This is a genomic window from Streptomyces sp. MUM 203J (assembly GCF_022414595.1).
GTDB lineage: Bacteria > Actinomycetota > Actinomycetes > Streptomycetales > Streptomycetaceae > Streptomyces.
In genome coordinates this window covers 75,202-91,138 of record NZ_JADWYO010000004.1, presented here as the reverse complement: position 1 = coordinate 91,138, position 15,937 = coordinate 75,202, and the positions used below count along the sequence as shown (strand labels likewise).

The window sequence follows — 15,937 nt, the reverse complement described above, 5'->3', positions numbered from 1 at the left end:
CCTCCTGGAGCCCCTTCCCGGATATGGGGAGTCGGCCGCCGCCGGTTCAGAGCGGCACATGCGGACTCAGGTACCGGCAAACCCCCATGAGTGTCAGTGCTACCGGTAGACTGGTGGGTAATCCCGCCCACTGCGGAACATGTCGAACGACGCAGCCACATCCGGGTACCCGGAGCCGTGGCTCGCGCTGTGCCAGAAAGGGCGCTTCGTGGCCGATTCCGGCAACCCCAACGAGAACATCCTGTCCACCGAGGCCCTGGCCGGAGCCGCTGAGGCATCAGCGGCGTCGTACGACGCCAGTGCGATCACCGTCCTCGAAGGTCTGGACGCGGTCCGCAAGCGTCCCGGCATGTACATCGGCTCGACCGGTGAGCGGGGCCTGCACCACCTGGTCCAGGAGGTCGTCGACAACTCCGTCGACGAGGCGCTGGCCGGCCACGCGGACACCATCGACGTGACGATCCTCGCCGACGGCGGCGTCCGGGTCGTCGACAACGGCCGTGGCATCCCGGTGGGCATCGTGCCGTCCGAGGGCAAGCCGGCTGTCGAGGTCGTGCTGACCGTGCTGCACGCGGGCGGCAAGTTCGGCGGCGGCGGCTACGCGGTCTCCGGTGGTCTGCACGGCGTCGGCGTCTCCGTGGTGAACGCCCTGTCGACGAGGGTCGCTGTCGAGGTCAGGACCGACGGCTACCGCTGGACGCAGGACTACAAGCTCGGCGTCCCGACCGCTCCGCTCGCCAAGCACGAGGCCACTGAGGAGCACGGCACCTCGGTCACCTTCTGGGCCGACCCGGACATCTTCGAGACCACCGACTACTCCTTCGAGACGCTCTCGCGCCGCTTCCAGGAGATGGCCTTCCTCAACAAGGGGCTCACCCTGCGGCTGACCGACGAGCGGGAGTCCGCGAAGGCGACGATGAACGCCGACGACCCCGACGCCGCCGAGTCAGCCGGGGAGGCGCCCGCGCGGACCGTGACGTACCACTACGAGGGCGGCATCGTCGACTTCGTGACGTACCTCAACTCCCGCAAGGGCGAGGTCATCCACCCGTCGGTCATCGACCTCGAAGCGGAGGACAAGGAGAAGAACCTGTCCGTCGAGGTCGCGATGCAGTGGAACTCGCAGTACACCGAGGGTGTCTACTCGTTCGCGAACATCATCCACACCCACGAGGGCGGTACGCACGAGGAGGGCTTCCGTGCGGCGCTGACCGCCCTGATCAACCGGTACGCGCGCGACAAGAAGCTGCTGCGTGAGAAGGACGACAACCTCACCGGTGACGACATCCGCGAGGGCCTGACCGCGATCATTTCGGTCAAGCTCAGCGAGCCCCAGTTCGAGGGCCAGACCAAGACCAAGCTGGGCAACACCGAGGCGAAGACCTTCGTCCAGAAGGTCGTCCACGAGCACCTCACCGACTGGCTGGACCGCAACCCCAACGAGGCCGCGGACATCATCCGCAAGGCGATCCAGGCCGCCACCGCCCGGGTCGCCGCCCGTAAGGCCCGCGACCTCACGCGCCGCAAGGGTCTGCTGGAGTCCGCGTCGCTGCCCGGCAAGCTTTCCGACTGCCAGTCGAACGACCCCACCAAGTGCGAGATCTTCATCGTCGAGGGTGACTCCGCCGGCGGCTCGGCGAAGTCCGGCCGGAACCCGCAGTACCAGGCGATCCTGCCGATCCGCGGCAAGATCCTGAACGTCGAGAAGGCCCGCGTCGACAAGATCCTCCAGAACCAGGAGATCCAGGCGCTGATCTCGGCCTTCGGCACCGGGGTCCACGAGGACTTCGACATCGAGAAGCTCCGCTACCACAAGATCATTCTGATGGCGGACGCCGACGTCGACGGCCAGCACATCAACACCCTGCTGCTGACCTTCCTGTTCCGCTTCATGCGGCCACTGGTCGAGGCCGGGCACGTGTACCTGTCCCGCCCGCCGCTCTACAAGATCAAGTGGGGCCGGGACGACCACCAGTACGCGTACTCGGACCGTGAACGCGACGCCCTGATCGAGCTGGGCCGCCAGGGCGGCAAGCGGATCAAGGAGGACTCGATCCAGCGCTTCAAGGGTCTGGGCGAGATGAACGCCGAGGAACTGCGCGTCACGACGATGGACATCGAGCACCGGGTGCTCGGCCAGGTGACCCTGGACGACGCCGCGCAGGCGGACGACCTGTTCTCGGTGCTGATGGGCGAGGACGTCGAGGCGCGGCGCTCCTTCATCCAGCGCAACGCCAAGGACGTCCGCTTCCTCGACATCTGAGTCGGTCTCGGCTGACCGTACGAAAGGACTGATGACCGGCCATGGCCGACGAGAACACCCCCGCGACCCCGGACGCCCCGACCCCGGAGCCCGCGACCGAGACGACCACCGAGGTCGTCACCGCCGAAGGGGCCGAGGGCGAGCAGCACCGCATCGAGCCCGTCGGGCTCGAGACGGAGATGCAGCGCTCCTACCTCGACTACGCGATGTCCGTCATCGTGTCGCGTGCGCTGCCCGACGTCAGGGACGGCCTCAAGCCCGTCCACCGGCGTGTGCTGTACGCGATGTACGACGGCGGGTACCGGCCCGAGAAGGGCTTCTACAAGTGTGCCCGCGTCGTCGGTGACGTCATGGGCACGTACCACCCGCACGGTGACTCCTCCATCTACGACGCACTGGTCCGGCTGGCCCAGCCGTGGTCGATGCGCATGCCGCTGGTGGACTCCAACGGCAACTTCGGCTCCCCGGGCAACGACCCGGCCGCCGCCATGCGCTACACCGAGTGCAAGATGGCACCGCTGTCCATGGAGATGCTCCGGGACATCGACGAGGACACCGTCGACTTCCAGGACAACTACGACGGCCGTAACCAGGAGCCGACGGTCCTGCCGTCCCGCTTCCCGAACCTCCTGGTCAACGGTTCCGCGGGCATCGCGGTCGGCATGGCGACCAACATCCCGCCGCACAACCTGCGCGAGGTCGCGGCCGGGGCCCAGTGGGCGCTGGAGCACCCCGACGCCTCGCACGAGGAGCTGCTGGACGCGCTCATCGAGCGCATCAAGGGCCCCGACTTCCCCACCGGCGCCCTCGTCGTCGGCCGCAAGGGCATCGAGGAGGCGTACCGCACCGGCCGCGGCTCCATCACGATGCGCGCGGTCGTCGAGGTCGAGGAGATCCAGAACCGCCAGTGCCTGGTGGTCACCGAGCTGCCCTACCAGGTCAACCCGGACAACCTGGCGCAGAAGATCGCGGACCTGGTGAAGGACGGGAAGGTCGGGGGCATCGCGGACGTCCGTGACGAGACCTCGTCCCGCACCGGCCAGCGCCTGGTCATCGTCCTCAAGCGGGACGCGGTCGCCAAGGTCGTCCTGAACAACCTCTACAAGCACACCGACCTCCAGTCGAACTTCGGCGCCAACATGCTCGCGCTGGTCGACGGTGTGCCGCGCACCCTCTCCCTGGACGCGTTCATCCGCCACTGGGTGACGCACCAGATCGAGGTCATCGTCCGTCGGACCCGGTTCCGGCTGCGCAAGGCCGAGGAGCGGGCGCACATCCTGCGTGGTCTGCTCAAGGCACTGGACGCGATCGACGAGGTCATCGCGCTCATCCGGCGCAGCCAGACCGTGGAGATCGCCCGCGACGGCCTGATGGGCCTGCTGGAGATCGACGAGATCCAGGCCAACGCCATCCTGGAGATGCAGCTGCGCCGGCTGGCGGCCCTGGAGCGCCAGAAGATCGTCGCGGAGCACGACGAACTCCAGGCGAAGATCAGCGAGTACAACCAGATCCTCGCCTCCGAGGTCCGCCAGCGGCAGATCGTCAGCGAGGAGCTCACCGCGCTCGTCGAGAAGTTCGGGGACGACCGCCGTACCCAGCTCGTGCCCTTCGACGGCGACATGTCCATCGAGGACCTCATCGCCGAGGAGGACATCGTCGTCACGGTCACCCGCGGCGGCTACATCAAGCGGACCAAGACCGACGACTACCGGGCTCAGAAGCGCGGCGGCAAGGGCGTGCGGGGCACGAAGCTGAAGGAAGACGACATCGTCGACCACTTCTTCGTCTCCACCACGCACCACTGGCTGCTCTTCTTCACCAACAAGGGCCGGGTCTACCGCGCCAAGGCGTACGAGCTGCCGGACGCCGGGCGGGACGCACGCGGGCAGCATGTGGCGAACCTGCTGGCCTTCCAGCCGGACGAGCAGATCGCTCAGATCCTCGCGATCCGCAACTACGAGGCGGCGCCCTACCTGGTCCTCGCGACCCGGGCCGGCCTGGTGAAGAAGACCCCGCTCAAGGACTACGACTCGCCCCGCTCGGGCGGTGTCATCGCGATCAATCTCCGCGAGCGGGACAACGGCGCCGAGGGCACTGCCGACGAGCTGATCGGTGCGGAGCTGGCGTCCGCCGAGGACGACCTGCTGCTGATCAGCAAGAAGGCGCAGTCCATCCGGTTCACCGCGACGGACGATGCGCTGCGCCCGATGGGCCGCGCCACCTCCGGTGTGAAGGGCATGAGCTTCCGCGAGGGCGACGAACTGCTGTCGATGAACGTGGTCCGGCCCGGTACCTTCGTCTTCACCGCGACGGACGGCGGGTACGCCAAGCGGACCTCCGTCGACGAATACCGCGTGCAGGGGCGTGGCGGCCTCGGCATCAAGGCTGCGAAGATCGTGGAGGACCGCGGCTCGCTCGTCGGCGCACTGGTGGTGGAGGAGAACGACGAGATCCTCGCCATCACACTGTCCGGTGGTGTGATTCGTACGCGAGTCAGCGGAGTCAGGGAGACCGGCCGTGACACCATGGGCGTCCAGCTGATCAACCTGAGCAAGCGCGATGCCGTCGTAGGTATCGCTCGGAACGCCGAGGCCGGTGCCGAGGCCGAGGAAGTCGACGCGACCGACGAGGTCGAGGCGGCCGAGTCGGGCGACGGTACGACCGCGGGGGCGGCGACCCAGGTAGCCGAGGTGGTCGAGGGCGAGCGGTCCTCGGCCGGGGAGAACAACGAGGAGTAGAACGTGAGCGGAGCCACGGGCACCGGATCGGCCGCATCGGCCGCTTCAGGAGCCGCCGCTTCAGGACAGAGCGGTGCCCGTGGCCCCGCCACGGACTCCCAGGGGGTTGCGGTGACCGACACCCGGGGGGCGAAGCCCCCCTACGACACCTTCGACGACGGCCCGCTGCCCGGTGCGCGGCCGTCGTCCGCCCAGCAGAAGGCTCAGCCGTACCACCCGCCCTAGGCGTACGACGCCCAGGGCGAAGGTGGCGCGCGGCTGCCGCGCACGGGCGCGAAGACCACTCCGCGGACCCGCAAGGCGCGGCTGCGGGTGGCCAAGGCCGATCCCTGGTCGGTGATGAAGGTCAGCTTCCTGCTGTCCATCGCCCTGGGCATCTGCACGGTCGTCGCCTCGGCCGTGCTCTGGATGGTCATGGACGCCATGGGCGTCTTCTCCACGGTGGGCGCCACGATCAGCGACGCCACCGGGTCCACGGCCAGCAACGGCTTCGATCTCCAGGCCTTCCTGTCGCTGCCCCGCGTGCTGATGTTCACGTCGGTGATCGCGGTCATCGACGTGGTCCTCGCGACCGCGCTGGCCACGCTGGGCGCCTTCATCTACAACCTGGCGGCCGGCTTCGTCGGCGGCGTGGAGCTGACGCTGGCCGAGGACGAGTAGGGCTTCAGGGGTCCCTCCGGCCGCGATTTGGGCTGGAGCCGTCTCGTGCGCTAATCTTCAGGGGTCAGCGCGCGGGACACACTCCGCAGAGCGCGGCGGGGCTATAGCTCAGTTGGTTAGAGCGCATCCCTGATAAGGATGAGGCCACAGGTTCAAATCCTGTTAGCCCCACAGAAGCAGTACGAACGCAGAGGGCGTCTCCCCGGTGGGAGGCGCCCTTTCTGTTGTGTCCGGGAGTCCTGCGCGGTGCTTCCGGATTCTGTGTGGTGCCTTCGCCTATCCGATTCGCAGGAGCGCGGGAAATTCGGAGTACTTGATTCCGGATAGTGGCTTCGATTTCCGTTGCCCACCCTGACAGTTGGGTGATGTTGCGGCGTGATAACGTTTCGGTCGACCACGGCGGGGGCGTGTTTTCTGCTCCCGCCATTTACAAATGAATGGCAGGCGAAGTGAAGACGCGAAAGCGTTCTGCAGTCGGTGTGGGGGTTGTCCTCACCTCGGCCGTCATGGTGCTCGGGGGAGCCACCAGCTCTTGGGCCGGGACCACGGTCACGGCCAAGACCACGGATGACAATCCTGGGGGATATGCCACCTTCCTGCACAACGGGAATACCTTCAAGGTCACCGATATGCAGAAGGACGGCCTGCGGGCCTCCGGCTATATAAAGTTCAACGGAAAGACCCATCGTCTGGACGACGCGAATGGGGCCAAGACCCTTTCCAGCGCCGGTTCGGTGACGCGTCACTACAGCATGAAGGAAGGCACATACGTGCAGATCCGCGTGTGCCTCCGGGACGGAGCCAACGGGCGGGCCCGCTTCTGCAGCGCGTGGAAGAGCGCGCTGGCCTGAGTCCGGTGAGCGCGGCATGAGCGTGTGACACCGCGCGGCAGGGCCGTGTGGAGCGGCTTCGGGCGGTGTGCGGGGGTCTGTGCGGAGACGTACGGGCCCCCGTGCTGCTGGCCTTTCGTACGGCTGTCCGGGCCAGGTCACCGATTGGTATCGGTTGGTGTGTATAGTCGGGCGCCATAAGGTCCCCTACGTCAACGAAGGACGAGGTCGCGCGGTGAAGAAGCTTCTCCTGGTCGCACTGGCCGCCATCGGCGGGCTCCTCGTGTACCGCCAGATCCAGGCGGACCGCGCCGAGCAGGACCTGTGGACGGAGGCGACTGACTCCGTGGCCACAGGTTCGTGACGCGCGCGCAGTTCGTGAAGGACCCCGGCCGCCGGTGAGCGGCCGGGGTTCTGTGTTGTCGGGGGCGGTGGGGCAGGATGGTGCCGCCCATGGAGACGACGAGGGGGAGCACGTGGTGAGGCGTGTGGCTGCCGGGGCTTCCGCGCGGAAGACGGCCGCCGGGACCGCGGTACTGAGCGTACTCGCGACCGGTGCGCTGCTCGGGCTGGTCGCGGCGCAGGACGCCAGGGCGGAGTCGGCGGCGCCCGGGGGCGGTTCCTCGTACTCCTACGGGTTCGCCGAGGACGCCAGGACACTGCAGGGGGCCTCCAGCACGGGAGACGCGCCCCCGCTGGAGCAGGGGGCCGTCTACAGGGCTTCCCTGGAAAAGGACGCGACGCTCATCTACCGCGTGGATCTGGACGCCGGGACGCAGGCGTACGCCTCCGCAGTCGCCGTTCCGCCGACGGGTACCGAGATCATGTTCCAGGACGGGATCAAGGTCGCGCTCCAGGACCAGGACGGCAACAACTGCAGCAGTACGGACACCGGCTTCGGGAGCGCCCGGTTCTCCCGGCCGATCGCCGCATACGCCTCCCGCAGGCTGGACGGGAAGGACGGGGACCCGTGCCAGGGAGCCGGGTCGTACTTCTTCGTCGTGGAGCGCAAGGGCGAGGACGGGTCCTCCGCCGATCCCTGGGACGTGGAGATCCGGCTCACGCCGGAGCCGAAGCTCGCGGAGGCCGGGCCGACGACCGCGCCCTCCGTCTGGCCCAGCGCCTCCCCCGACGCGCCTGCGGGCGGCCCGCGCGAACGGCAGGGCGGCAGCGGCTTCCACACGGCGCCCGGGCTGGAACAGGGCGAGTGGAGCGACAAGATCGAGCCGGGGGAGAGCCGCTTCTACCGGGTGCCGGTGGACTGGGGCCGGCAGCTGTTCGTCAGCGCCAACCTGGGCAGCTCGCCCGGAGACGGGTATGTGAGCGACGCGCTCAAGGCGACTCTGTACAGCCCTGCACTCGGGCTGGTCGGCAGCATGGACTCGCTGTACTACAGCGGCAAGCAGCAGACGATCGCCTTCGAACCGCTGCCCCCTGTGGCGTACGAGAACCGTTTCAGCTCCGACACCGAGACGAGCGCCATGCGGTTCGCGGGCTGGTACTACCTGCGCGTCACGCTGAACCCCGAGGTCGGGGAGAAGTTCGGGGACCATCCGTACGGGCTGACGTTGAAGGTCGACCTGGAGGGGAAGGCCGAGGCGGGGCCGCGGTACGCCGGGGACGCCGGGATCTTCAAGGTGACCGAGGACGACCTGCGGGCCGCGGCGGAAGGACAGAGCGGCCCGCAGGCGGCGGAACGCGGCTCCGCGATGCGGGTGTTGGCCGTGGGCGGCATCGGGACGGGCACCGTGCTGCTGACGGGGCTCGGCGTGTGGACGCTGATGGGGCGTCGGCGGGCCGGTGGCGTTCCCGCCGGGGTTCCCGCTGTCGGTGAGGCCACTGTGGGGGATGCGGCTACGCCTACGCGGCCGTACGGGGCCGGGGACCGGAGCCCGTAGACCACCTGGCCCTCAGAGCTGTGTGAGAGCCCAGAAGCCGACTGCAAGGCAGGTCAGGGCCACGAGCAGCACCGGTATCGCCACCGCGCGTGGCGGGCCCGGGCGCTTCGCCGGGACGGCGGTGGCCGGGGGCGTGGCGGGCTGCGGATGGGCGGGGGCCTGGTACGGCTGGAGCGCGTAGGGCTGCGGGGGCTGCTGGTACGCGCCGCGGACGTGGGCCGTCGCCGTCGCCGCGTCCGCCGCCACGCCCTCGGGCTGAGTCGGCGGCTGGGACAGCGCGGGCGCGGGCTGCGGGGCGGGCCGGTGCGGTGGCGGCTGGCGGGGTACGGAAAGCTGTCGGGGCGCCGCGGGCGGCTGGGGCGGGGGCGCCAGGTGGAAGCTGCCCGTCTCCGAGGGGGACGTCGGCGGTACGGGCGGGAGCGGCGCGGGGCCCTCGGGGCCGTACCCCGGTGGCAGCGGTCCGATCTGGTCGAAGACCTCGACCGGCTCCTCCTCGGACGTCACCTCGGGCAGCATCTCGACGGCGGACGTCAGCGCCTTGCGCGCCCCTGTGGCGGTACGGAACCGTGCCTCGGGGTCGGGCTGGAGCAGGCCCGCGAGGACCTGCCACAGCGGCTCCGGGACGCCCTCGGGCGCGCCCGGCGTGCCCCACGCCTGGAAGTACTCCACAAGCGCGTCGGCGTCCGGCTTCTGACCCTGCAGCAGGAACAGGCCGACCAGCCCGACCGCGAACAGGTCGGCCGGGAAGTCGGGCTCGGCGCCCATCAGTTGCTCCGGAGCGAAGTAACCGGGCGTTCCCACGACGAAGTTGGTCTCCGTCAGGCGCGGCTCGCCCTTGCGCATGGAGATGCCGAAGTCGGACAGCCGCAGATGCGGGCGGCCCGTCCCGGTGACCTCCATCAGGATGTTCGCGGGCTTGATGTCGCGGTGCACGACCCCCTCTGCGTGCACCGCGGCGAGCCCGGACAGCAGCTGGTCCAGCAGCGTGCAGACGAACCGGGGCGGCAGCGGGCCGTAGTCCCCGATCACGTGCGCCAGCGAGCCGCCGCTGACCAGGTCCATGGTGAACAGGACCTTGTCGTCGTCGGCGGCCCAGCTCGCCGGGGCCAGGACGTGCGGGTGGTCGATGCGCAGAGCCTGCTCGCGGACGAACCGCAGCAGGGTGTGGGCGTCGCTCTGCTGGAGGACCTTCGCGGCCACGTAGCGCCGCCGCCGCTGGTCCCAGGCGCGCCAGACCGCGCCCACGCCGCCCCGCCCGATCGGGTCGATCAGCTCGTACCGTCCCGCGAAGACCTCACCCATCGCGCTGCGCCCGCTCCCCGTTCCTGCTGCCGCCGTTTGCCGACCGCCGCCGGCTCCTGCCGGTGTGCGCCGTCAGCTCTGGTGCGCCTCGTAGTGCGCGACCGCGTCCGCGGTGCGCCCGGCGCCGTACACCCGGAGAAACTCTGCCAGTTCGGGGTGCGTGGGGGCGAGCGAGTCGGCCGCGTCGATGATGTCACCGGCGGCGGCGACCGAACGCAGCAGGGACTGGATCTCGCGGACCACACGGCGGACGGTCGGGGCACCGGAGCTGTTGTTGGTCTGGCTGGAGGCGGTCAGTACGGAGCCGCCCTGCGACTTCTTGATCTCCTCCATGCGCTCGGTGGCCTCGACCGCGCTGACGCTGCCGTCCGAGACCTGGCTCGCGAGCTCCTGGAGTGCCTGGACCCGCTGCACGACGGCCGGGTTGCCGATCTTGGCGCGCTGGCCGCTCATCAGCTGCGACAGCATCGGCGCGGACAGCCCCAGCACGGCCGCGAGCCGCGCCTGGTTCAGCCCGAGATCGTCGATGAGCCGGCGGAACAGGGCGCCCAGAGGCTCCCCGTACCAGCTGCGCTGAAGCTCCCTCGCTCTGGTGGTGGCTTCCTGCTGTGCGCTTACGTCCATGTGCGTCTCCCCATCGCGCTGCGGTTCGCTGCTGCGAACCTCGCGGAGCATCTTACGGAGCGTGGTTGTTCACGGGGAGTCCCTGTACCTTTTGCGGGACACCCGGGATGACCCGGTACTCTGTTCTGCGACCACTCGGCGACGGGTGGCGCGGGGCCTTAGCTCAGTTGGTAGAGCGCTGTCTTTGCATGGCAGATGTCAGGGGTTCGACTCCCCTAGGCTCCACTCGTGAGTGCCCTCTGATCTGCGGAAACGTGGTTGGAGGGCATTTTTCGCCGCCCATGTGCCGGCACGTCGGTGCCCACACCGAGCAGGCAGGTCCCGACTCCCGAGGATTCGGGGCCCATGCCTCTCCCCCCTGCGAATCACCTGGCATGGCGGACGTCTGCCGTCATCACCTCGCCGGACCGTCGGGCCCCCGTTCGCCGCCGGACACCCGGCACAGGATCCGGAGTCCGGCACGGGCCCGGTGCGGGCGTGGCCCACGATCGTCGCGCCCGGGCACTCGCTCGCCTCCGAGGACGGGCCCGAGCCGAGATCGTGACCGTCCGGCCTCCCGGCCGTCGTCAGTCCGACCGGTCAGCTCGGCGGCGGTTCCACGCCCGTGGCCGACGCCGTTCCCGCCTGGATCACTGACCGTGCGGCAGGTGCCTGTTCCGGATGGGCCGAGGCGTCGCGAGGTACCGGACGACGCAGTCCCGGAGCAGCAGGCGGGTGCGTGCGCGACCCAGGCCGTGCAGGCGCAGATGCGGCGGTGCCGGGGTGCGTGCACAGCGGGACGGCTCCGGTCAGGAACGGGGTCGGTCGGCCTCCGCCGTGGTGCATCCCTGTGGGCAGGCAGGGCCCGGCGAAGATCGGCTCGGGCAGGAGGCCGAAGGCGTTCACCGGGACCGGCCCGTTCCGCGCCAGGCGTCCGGTGGAGTGTTCCCGCAGGCCGGGGGAGCCGGTTCGGCTAGGGCGGGTGTCAGGTCGCCGGAGCGGGTCAGGGTGCGCGGGTGCCGTTTTGCTGCGGTGTGAGGGACCGGTCGGCGAGATCACCCGCATTCTGCACGTCCTTCTCCCGCGCGGCCTGATCCGGTAGGAGCCCGCGACCTCGGAGGGCCCCGCAGACCCGTCGCTGAACACCGTGCGGCACGCCGTGCTGGCCGCGGCGGCGCCGCCCGGCGTGTCAGCGGGGGCCTCCGTGATCACCGTGAGGTGCCTGTCGGCGGTTTCGTCGCTCTGAGGGGCCGAAAGAGTGGTGTTCATCTGAAGATCTGTGCGCCGACGGCGTCGCTGCTCCCCTTTTCGAGCTGCGTACACATCATGAGGAATGTATGCACATCGTCCGATCCGACGTGATGGGAAAGCGAGGGGTCATGGCCGCCGACATGGTCAAGCAGTTCCGTACCGCGATCTTCTCTCTCCTGCGGGGGCTCCTCGCCCTGCTCGGCTTCCGGCCGACAGCCGCAGCGAAGGCCGCTCCGGCGCTGTCGGCAGTGTCGGCCGCGCTGCCGGTACGGACGGTCTCGCTGCCCGCGCAGCGCACGGACGCCTGTCCGGTACGGAAACGGGCCCTGCCGCCCACCATGAAGCAGCGCATCCGGGCCGAGGCGCACGGGACGTCGCCGGCGGTGCGGCGGCCGTCGGGTGCTGCACCGGCCGATGCGGCACCCGACGGGGTTCCCGCCGCCGACTAGCGCCTTCTAGTCCGGTTTCCCGCCCTCGGTCTCGCCGCTGCCGTCCACCGACGTGATCGGCGCACGGCCCCCGACCTCCGTCGGCTCCGGGGGTTCGGACAGCCAGTCGGGACTGCCCTGCCGCTCCCACCACACCCACGCCGCCACGGCCCCGCCGAAGAGCACGCCCAGCACGGCCAGGCCCTTGAGCGCACGGCCCGCCCTCGCGCGGCGCTCGTGTCTCCGTACGAGCTTTCTGATCTCCTCGGGCGACACCTGGCCCCGCAGCGCGGCGATCGCGGCGGCGGACCGTGCCAGGGCCTCCTCGCGTACCGGCCCGGCCGCGGCGACGGCCTGCTCCACCTTAGGACCGGCGAAGTCGGCGGCGTGGCGGGCGGCCACGCGGGTGCGGAGCGCGGCGGTCTGCGCGGCCTCCTCCACCTTCGGCGGCACGTGCGGTGCCACGTACGCCGAGTACTGCGCGCGTGCCTGGTGCGCGGTCTGATGGGCGGCCCTGGAGACCTTCGGGGCCATTCTGACGCGTGCTTCGTGCGCGTAGTGGGCGGCCTGTACCTTGGCCGCGCTGGCGTAGGGCGCCACCACGTCCGCGGCGTGCAGCACATTCTCCTTCGCCGTACCGGTCGCGGCGCGCACGCCGTCCATGCGGGTCACGGCAGCCTCCTTCGCTTTCCGTCCTCATGGGGCGCGACGCCCCTTGCCGGGCCTGACGTCCTCATTCCGGGCTTCACGCCCTTTTCGGAATCATGCCCTCCGGTGCGGCGGTCGGCATGCGGGGCGGGCATCCGGGGCAACGCCCCACCCGTCGGCGGGCGTGATCGTGCGAGGATTCGAGTGGAAAGAGCAGACCCTAAGGAAGGCACATCGTGGCCGAGCAGCTTTACGCCACCCTGAAGACCAACCGCGGCGACATCGCCATCCGGCTCCTGCCGGACCACGCGCCCGTGACGGTCAGGAACTTCGTGGAGCTCGCCAAGGGCGAGCGTGAGTGGACGAACCCGGCGACGGGCCAGAAGTCCACGGATCCCCTGTACGACGGCACGGTCTTCCACCGGGTGATCAGTGGTTTCATGATCCAGGGCGGTGACCCGCTGGGTAACGGCACCGGTGGCCCGGGCTACGAGTTCAAGGACGAGTTCCACCCGGACCTCGCCTTCACCAAGCCCTACCTGCTGGCCATGGCGAACGCTGGCCCGGGCACCAACGGCTCGCAGTTCTTCGTCACCGTCGCGCCGACGACCTGGCTGACCGGCAAGCACACCATCTTCGGCGAGGTCGCCGACGAGGCGAGCAAGAAGGTCGTCGACGCCATCGCCGCGACCCAGACCAACCCGCGCACCGACCGTCCGGTGGACGACGTGGTCATCGAGTCCGTGGTGATCGAGTCCCGCAAGAGCTGACCCACGGCCCGGCCGTCCCACGGCTGGTCCCTGGTCGCCAGGGAACCTTTTCGCCCCGCCCATCCGTAAGGATGAGCGGGGCGTCGGCACGCACGACGCACGACGACGAGGGGAAACCCCATGGAGCAGAACCAGGCCCCGAACGGGCTGTCCGGCTGCTACCGCCACCCCGGGGTGGAGACCGGTATCCGCTGCACCCGCTGCGAGCGGCCCATCTGCCCCGACTGCATGGTCGAGGCGTCCGTGGGGTTCCAGTGCCCCGAGTGTGTGCGGGGCGGCTCCGGGACGGGGCACGCTCCGGACGCGAGCCGTCCGAGGACGCTCACGGGCGGTGCCGTGACGGCAGGGGACCCGCATCTCGTCACCAAGATCCTGATCGGGATCAACCTGGTGGTCTTCCTCGCGGGGCGGCTCGTCGAGGGGCTGGTGCCGGAGCTGACTCAGGTCGGGTACGCCTTCGACCCGGAGCTCGGCCGGGTGGTCGGGGTCGCGGACGGTGAGTGGTACCGCCTGGTGACCTCGATGTTCCTGCACGAGGAGTTCTGGCACATCGGGATGAACATGCTGCTCCTGTGGGTGCTGGGCGGGCCGCTGGAGGTCGCCTTCGGGCGGGTGCGCTATCTCGCGCTGTACCTGCTGTCCGGGCTCGGCGGCAGTGCGCTCAGCTATGTGATCGCGGAGCCGAACGTCGGCGGGCTCGGCGCCTCGGGCGCGGGCTTCGGACTGATCGGCGCCACCTTCGTGGTGATGCGGCGGCTGCGGTACGACCTGCGCCCGGTACTGGCGCTGATCGGCCTCAACGTGCTGATCACGGTCGTCTTCCGCGACTCGATCGGCTGGCACGCGCACCTGGGGGGCTTCGTCGCCGGTGCGATCATCGCGTACGCCATGGTGCACGCGCCCCGCACCCAGCGGGCCCTGGTGCAGTGGGGCGTCTGTGCGCTGGTGCTGGCGGCGGTCGTCGTGACGGTCGTGCTCAGGACCGCCGCGATCACCTGAGGGATGTGTATCCCCAGCGTGTGGGGAGTTGTCCACAGCCGGTGACCGGGTGCTGGGCACAGCGTGGACATCCCGTCCGGACGGATGTGCCCCTCGTCACTGAACTGGGGTTTTCCCGGAGGGCGGGTGCCGCGAGAGTGCGGTCGACGGGTGTCTCAGGACGCCGGTGCGGTCACACCGGCGTCAACCTGATGCAAGTTATCCACAGATCGTCTGACCTTTTCCACGGCTGTGCACAACGCTGTGGATAACTCGGTGGAGGGCTTGACGTCGCAGCCCTCCACCGGCTACGCGTCCGTGGCGCTCGCGGCTACTTCCACTGGGTGGAGACGGCGAACCCGCCCGCGATGAAGCCGAAGCCCACCACGATGTTCCAGTTGCCCAGCGACTCGACGGGCAGCCTTCCGTCGGTGACATAGAAGACGACGATCCAGGCCAGCCCGATCGCGAAGAGCGCCAGCATCACCGGAGCGACCCAGCTGCGCTGAGTCAGCTTGATCGTGGTCGCCTGCTTGGCGGCGGGCGGCGGCGTGTAGTCGGCCTTCTTGCGGATCCGTGACTTCGGCACGAGGGACTCTCCTGTCGATGCGCTGCGTGACCGCGCAGGAACGTTGGGCTTCAACTGGTACCGGGGCGGAGAGCGAAGGGCTGCTGCCCGCCCGGGCGTCCGTTAGCGTAGTGCTTCGACGACGCCTAAGGAGATAAGGGTACGTTGAGCAATTCCGCCGACTCGCCCACGGAGCCGGTCCGGCACCGACGCTGGCGGCCGGTACGGCTGCTCACCGCTGCCGTCTTCGCGCTCGCGGGCCTGCTCTTCGTCACCAGCTTCAACACCGCCAAGGGCACCAACATCCGCACGGACGACTCCCTGCTGCGCCTCTCCGACCTGGTGCGCCAGCGCAGCGACCGGAACGGCGAACTGGAGGAGTCGACCGCCGCCGTACGGGACGAGGTCGACGCCCTGGCCCGCCGCGACGCCGGGTCCAGCGCCGCCGAGGACGCCCGGCTCGGCGCCCTGGAGAGGGCCGCGGGCACGACGGAGGTCAGCGGACAGGGCCTCACCGTCACCCTCAAGGACGCCCCGCAGGACGCCCGGGCCGCCCCCGGCTACCCGGAACCCCGCGCCGACGACCTGGTCATCCACCAGCAGGACCTGCAGGCCGTCGTGAACGCCCTGTGGGCGGGGGGCGCCAAGGGGATCAAGGTCATGGACCAGCGGCTGATCTCCACCAGCGCGGTGCGCTGCGTCGGCAACACCCTGCTGCTCCAGGGGCGGGTCTACTCCCCGCCGTACGAGGTCACCGCCGTCGGCGACGCGAAGAAACTGCGCAAGGCGCTCGACGAGTCACCGGCGATCCAGAACTACCTGCTCTACGTGAAGGCGTACGGACTGGGCTGGAAGGTCGACGAACGCGGCGCGACCACTCTGCCCGGCTATTCCGGCACCCTGGACCTCCACTACGCGACGCCGGTCGCGTAGGGCATCCGCGGCATACGTCCGCGTGGTGCGTCACAGGCTTTCCACAGGTTCCCCAGGACAGGGGGAA

The 15,937-nt window shown here is 69.6% G+C and carries 13 protein-coding genes, 2 tRNA genes and 1 pseudogene; 12 read left to right on the top strand and 4 right to left on the bottom strand.

Annotation, left to right across the window (positions count from 1 at the left end; translation table 11 throughout):
* The first annotated feature begins 139 nt into the window (after positions 1 to 139).
* The 7 genes and pseudogenes from gyrB (at position 140) to I3F58_RS04160 (ending at position 8,389) form a co-directional block, all read left to right on the top strand.
* On the top strand, positions 140 to 2,263 hold the full coding sequence (gene gyrB / locus I3F58_RS04190; protein ID WP_240106800.1) for a DNA topoisomerase (ATP-hydrolyzing) subunit B: 2,124 nt from the start codon (positions 140 to 142) through the stop codon (positions 2,261 to 2,263).
* 41 nt (positions 2,264 to 2,304) lie between these two features.
* The gene (gyrA, locus tag I3F58_RS04185) at positions 2,305 to 5,001 is read left to right on the top strand and encodes a DNA gyrase subunit A (RefSeq protein WP_240106799.1); all 2,697 of its coding nucleotides are present in this window, start codon (positions 2,305 to 2,307) and stop codon (positions 4,999 to 5,001) included.
* A 255-nt stretch (positions 5,002 to 5,256) separates the two neighbouring features.
* Positions 5,257 to 5,661: pseudogene (locus tag I3F58_RS04180) on the top strand (DUF3566 domain-containing protein); the annotation flags it as partial.
* Positions 5,662 to 5,758: 97 nt separating this feature from the next.
* Positions 5,759 to 5,832, top strand: a tRNA-Ile gene (locus I3F58_RS04175).
* Positions 5,833 to 6,098: 266 nt separating this feature from the next.
* Positions 6,099 to 6,512, top strand: a complete 414-nt coding sequence (locus I3F58_RS04170; RefSeq protein WP_240106798.1) for a hypothetical protein — start codon at positions 6,099 to 6,101, stop codon at positions 6,510 to 6,512.
* Positions 6,513 to 6,726: 214 nt separating this feature from the next.
* Entirely contained in the window at positions 6,727 to 6,855 is a 129-nt protein-coding gene (locus tag I3F58_RS04165; RefSeq protein WP_240106797.1) for a DLW-39 family protein, read from the top strand.
* Positions 6,856 to 6,970: 115 nt separating this feature from the next.
* Entirely contained in the window at positions 6,971 to 8,389 is a 1,419-nt protein-coding gene (locus I3F58_RS04160) for a hypothetical protein (protein WP_240106796.1), read from the top strand.
* Positions 8,390 to 8,401: 12 nt separating this feature from the next.
* Here the strand turns inward: I3F58_RS04160 and I3F58_RS04155 are convergent, their stop codons facing one another.
* Both I3F58_RS04155 and I3F58_RS04150 read right to left on the bottom strand, forming a co-directional pair.
* Positions 8,402 to 9,691 (bottom strand): serine/threonine-protein kinase, encoded by a 1,290-nt coding sequence (locus I3F58_RS04155; protein ID WP_240106795.1) that lies wholly within the window; start codon positions 9,689 to 9,691, stop codon positions 8,402 to 8,404.
* 72 nt (positions 9,692 to 9,763) lie between these two features.
* Entirely contained in the window at positions 9,764 to 10,315 is a 552-nt protein-coding gene (locus I3F58_RS04150) for a DNA-binding protein (protein WP_240106794.1), read from the bottom strand.
* Between the two features lie 152 nt (positions 10,316 to 10,467).
* Here I3F58_RS04150 and I3F58_RS04145 point away from each other — a divergent pair.
* Both I3F58_RS04145 and I3F58_RS04140 read left to right on the top strand, forming a co-directional pair.
* Positions 10,468 to 10,540 (top strand) — tRNA-Ala (locus tag I3F58_RS04145).
* A 1,115-nt stretch (positions 10,541 to 11,655) separates the two neighbouring features.
* On the top strand, positions 11,656 to 11,994 hold the full coding sequence (locus I3F58_RS04140; protein ID WP_240106793.1) for a DUF6344 domain-containing protein: 339 nt from the start codon (positions 11,656 to 11,658) through the stop codon (positions 11,992 to 11,994).
* Between the two features lie 6 nt (positions 11,995 to 12,000).
* Here I3F58_RS04140 and I3F58_RS04135 read toward each other — a convergent pair whose 3' ends face one another.
* Positions 12,001 to 12,645 carry a DUF5324 family protein gene (locus I3F58_RS04135; protein ID WP_240106792.1) on the bottom strand — a complete coding sequence of 215 codons (645 nt, stop codon included), beginning with the start codon at positions 12,643 to 12,645 and terminating at the stop codon, positions 12,001 to 12,003.
* Positions 12,646 to 12,857: 212 nt separating this feature from the next.
* On the opposite strand from I3F58_RS04135, the gene I3F58_RS04130 reads away from it, so the two are divergent.
* Together I3F58_RS04130 and I3F58_RS04125 are read left to right on the top strand one after the other, a co-directional pair.
* Positions 12,858 to 13,391 (top strand): peptidylprolyl isomerase, encoded by a 534-nt coding sequence (locus I3F58_RS04130; RefSeq protein ID WP_240106791.1) that lies wholly within the window; start codon positions 12,858 to 12,860, stop codon positions 13,389 to 13,391.
* A 120-nt stretch (positions 13,392 to 13,511) separates the two neighbouring features.
* Positions 13,512 to 14,390, top strand: coding sequence for a rhomboid family intramembrane serine protease (locus I3F58_RS04125; RefSeq protein ID WP_240106790.1), 879 nt, complete (start codon positions 13,512 to 13,514; stop codon positions 14,388 to 14,390).
* Positions 14,391 to 14,700: 310 nt separating this feature from the next.
* On the opposite strand, the gene crgA is transcribed toward I3F58_RS04125, so the two are convergent.
* Complete coding sequence (gene crgA, locus I3F58_RS04120; RefSeq protein ID WP_240106789.1) at positions 14,701 to 14,958, bottom strand: cell division protein CrgA; 258 nt, start codon at positions 14,956 to 14,958, stop codon at positions 14,701 to 14,703.
* A 144-nt stretch (positions 14,959 to 15,102) separates the two neighbouring features.
* Between crgA and I3F58_RS04115 the strand changes: the two genes are divergently transcribed.
* Entirely contained in the window at positions 15,103 to 15,870 is a 768-nt protein-coding gene (locus tag I3F58_RS04115) for a DUF881 domain-containing protein (protein WP_240106788.1), read from the top strand.
* Positions 15,871 to 15,937 lie beyond the last annotated feature (67 nt).

Excerpts from the sequence above, each read along its gene's own strand:
- I3F58_RS04140 (WP_240106793.1), top strand. The coding sequence starts at position 11,656 with ATGGGAAAGCGAGGGGTCATGGCCGCCGACATGGTCAAGCAGTTCCGT.
- I3F58_RS04170 (WP_240106798.1), top strand. The coding sequence starts at position 6,099 with ATGGCAGGCGAAGTGAAGACGCGAAAGCGTTCTGCAGTCGGTGTGGGG.
- I3F58_RS04155 (WP_240106795.1), bottom strand. The coding sequence starts at position 9,691 with ATGGGTGAGGTCTTCGCGGGACGGTACGAGCTGATCGACCCGATCGGG.
- I3F58_RS04150 (WP_240106794.1), bottom strand. The coding sequence starts at position 10,315 with ATGGACGTAAGCGCACAGCAGGAAGCCACCACCAGAGCGAGGGAGCTT.
- gyrA (WP_240106799.1), top strand. The coding sequence starts at position 2,305 with ATGGCCGACGAGAACACCCCCGCGACCCCGGACGCCCCGACCCCGGAG.
- I3F58_RS04125 (WP_240106790.1), top strand. The coding sequence starts at position 13,512 with ATGGAGCAGAACCAGGCCCCGAACGGGCTGTCCGGCTGCTACCGCCAC.
- gyrB (WP_240106800.1), top strand. The coding sequence starts at position 140 with ATGTCGAACGACGCAGCCACATCCGGGTACCCGGAGCCGTGGCTCGCG.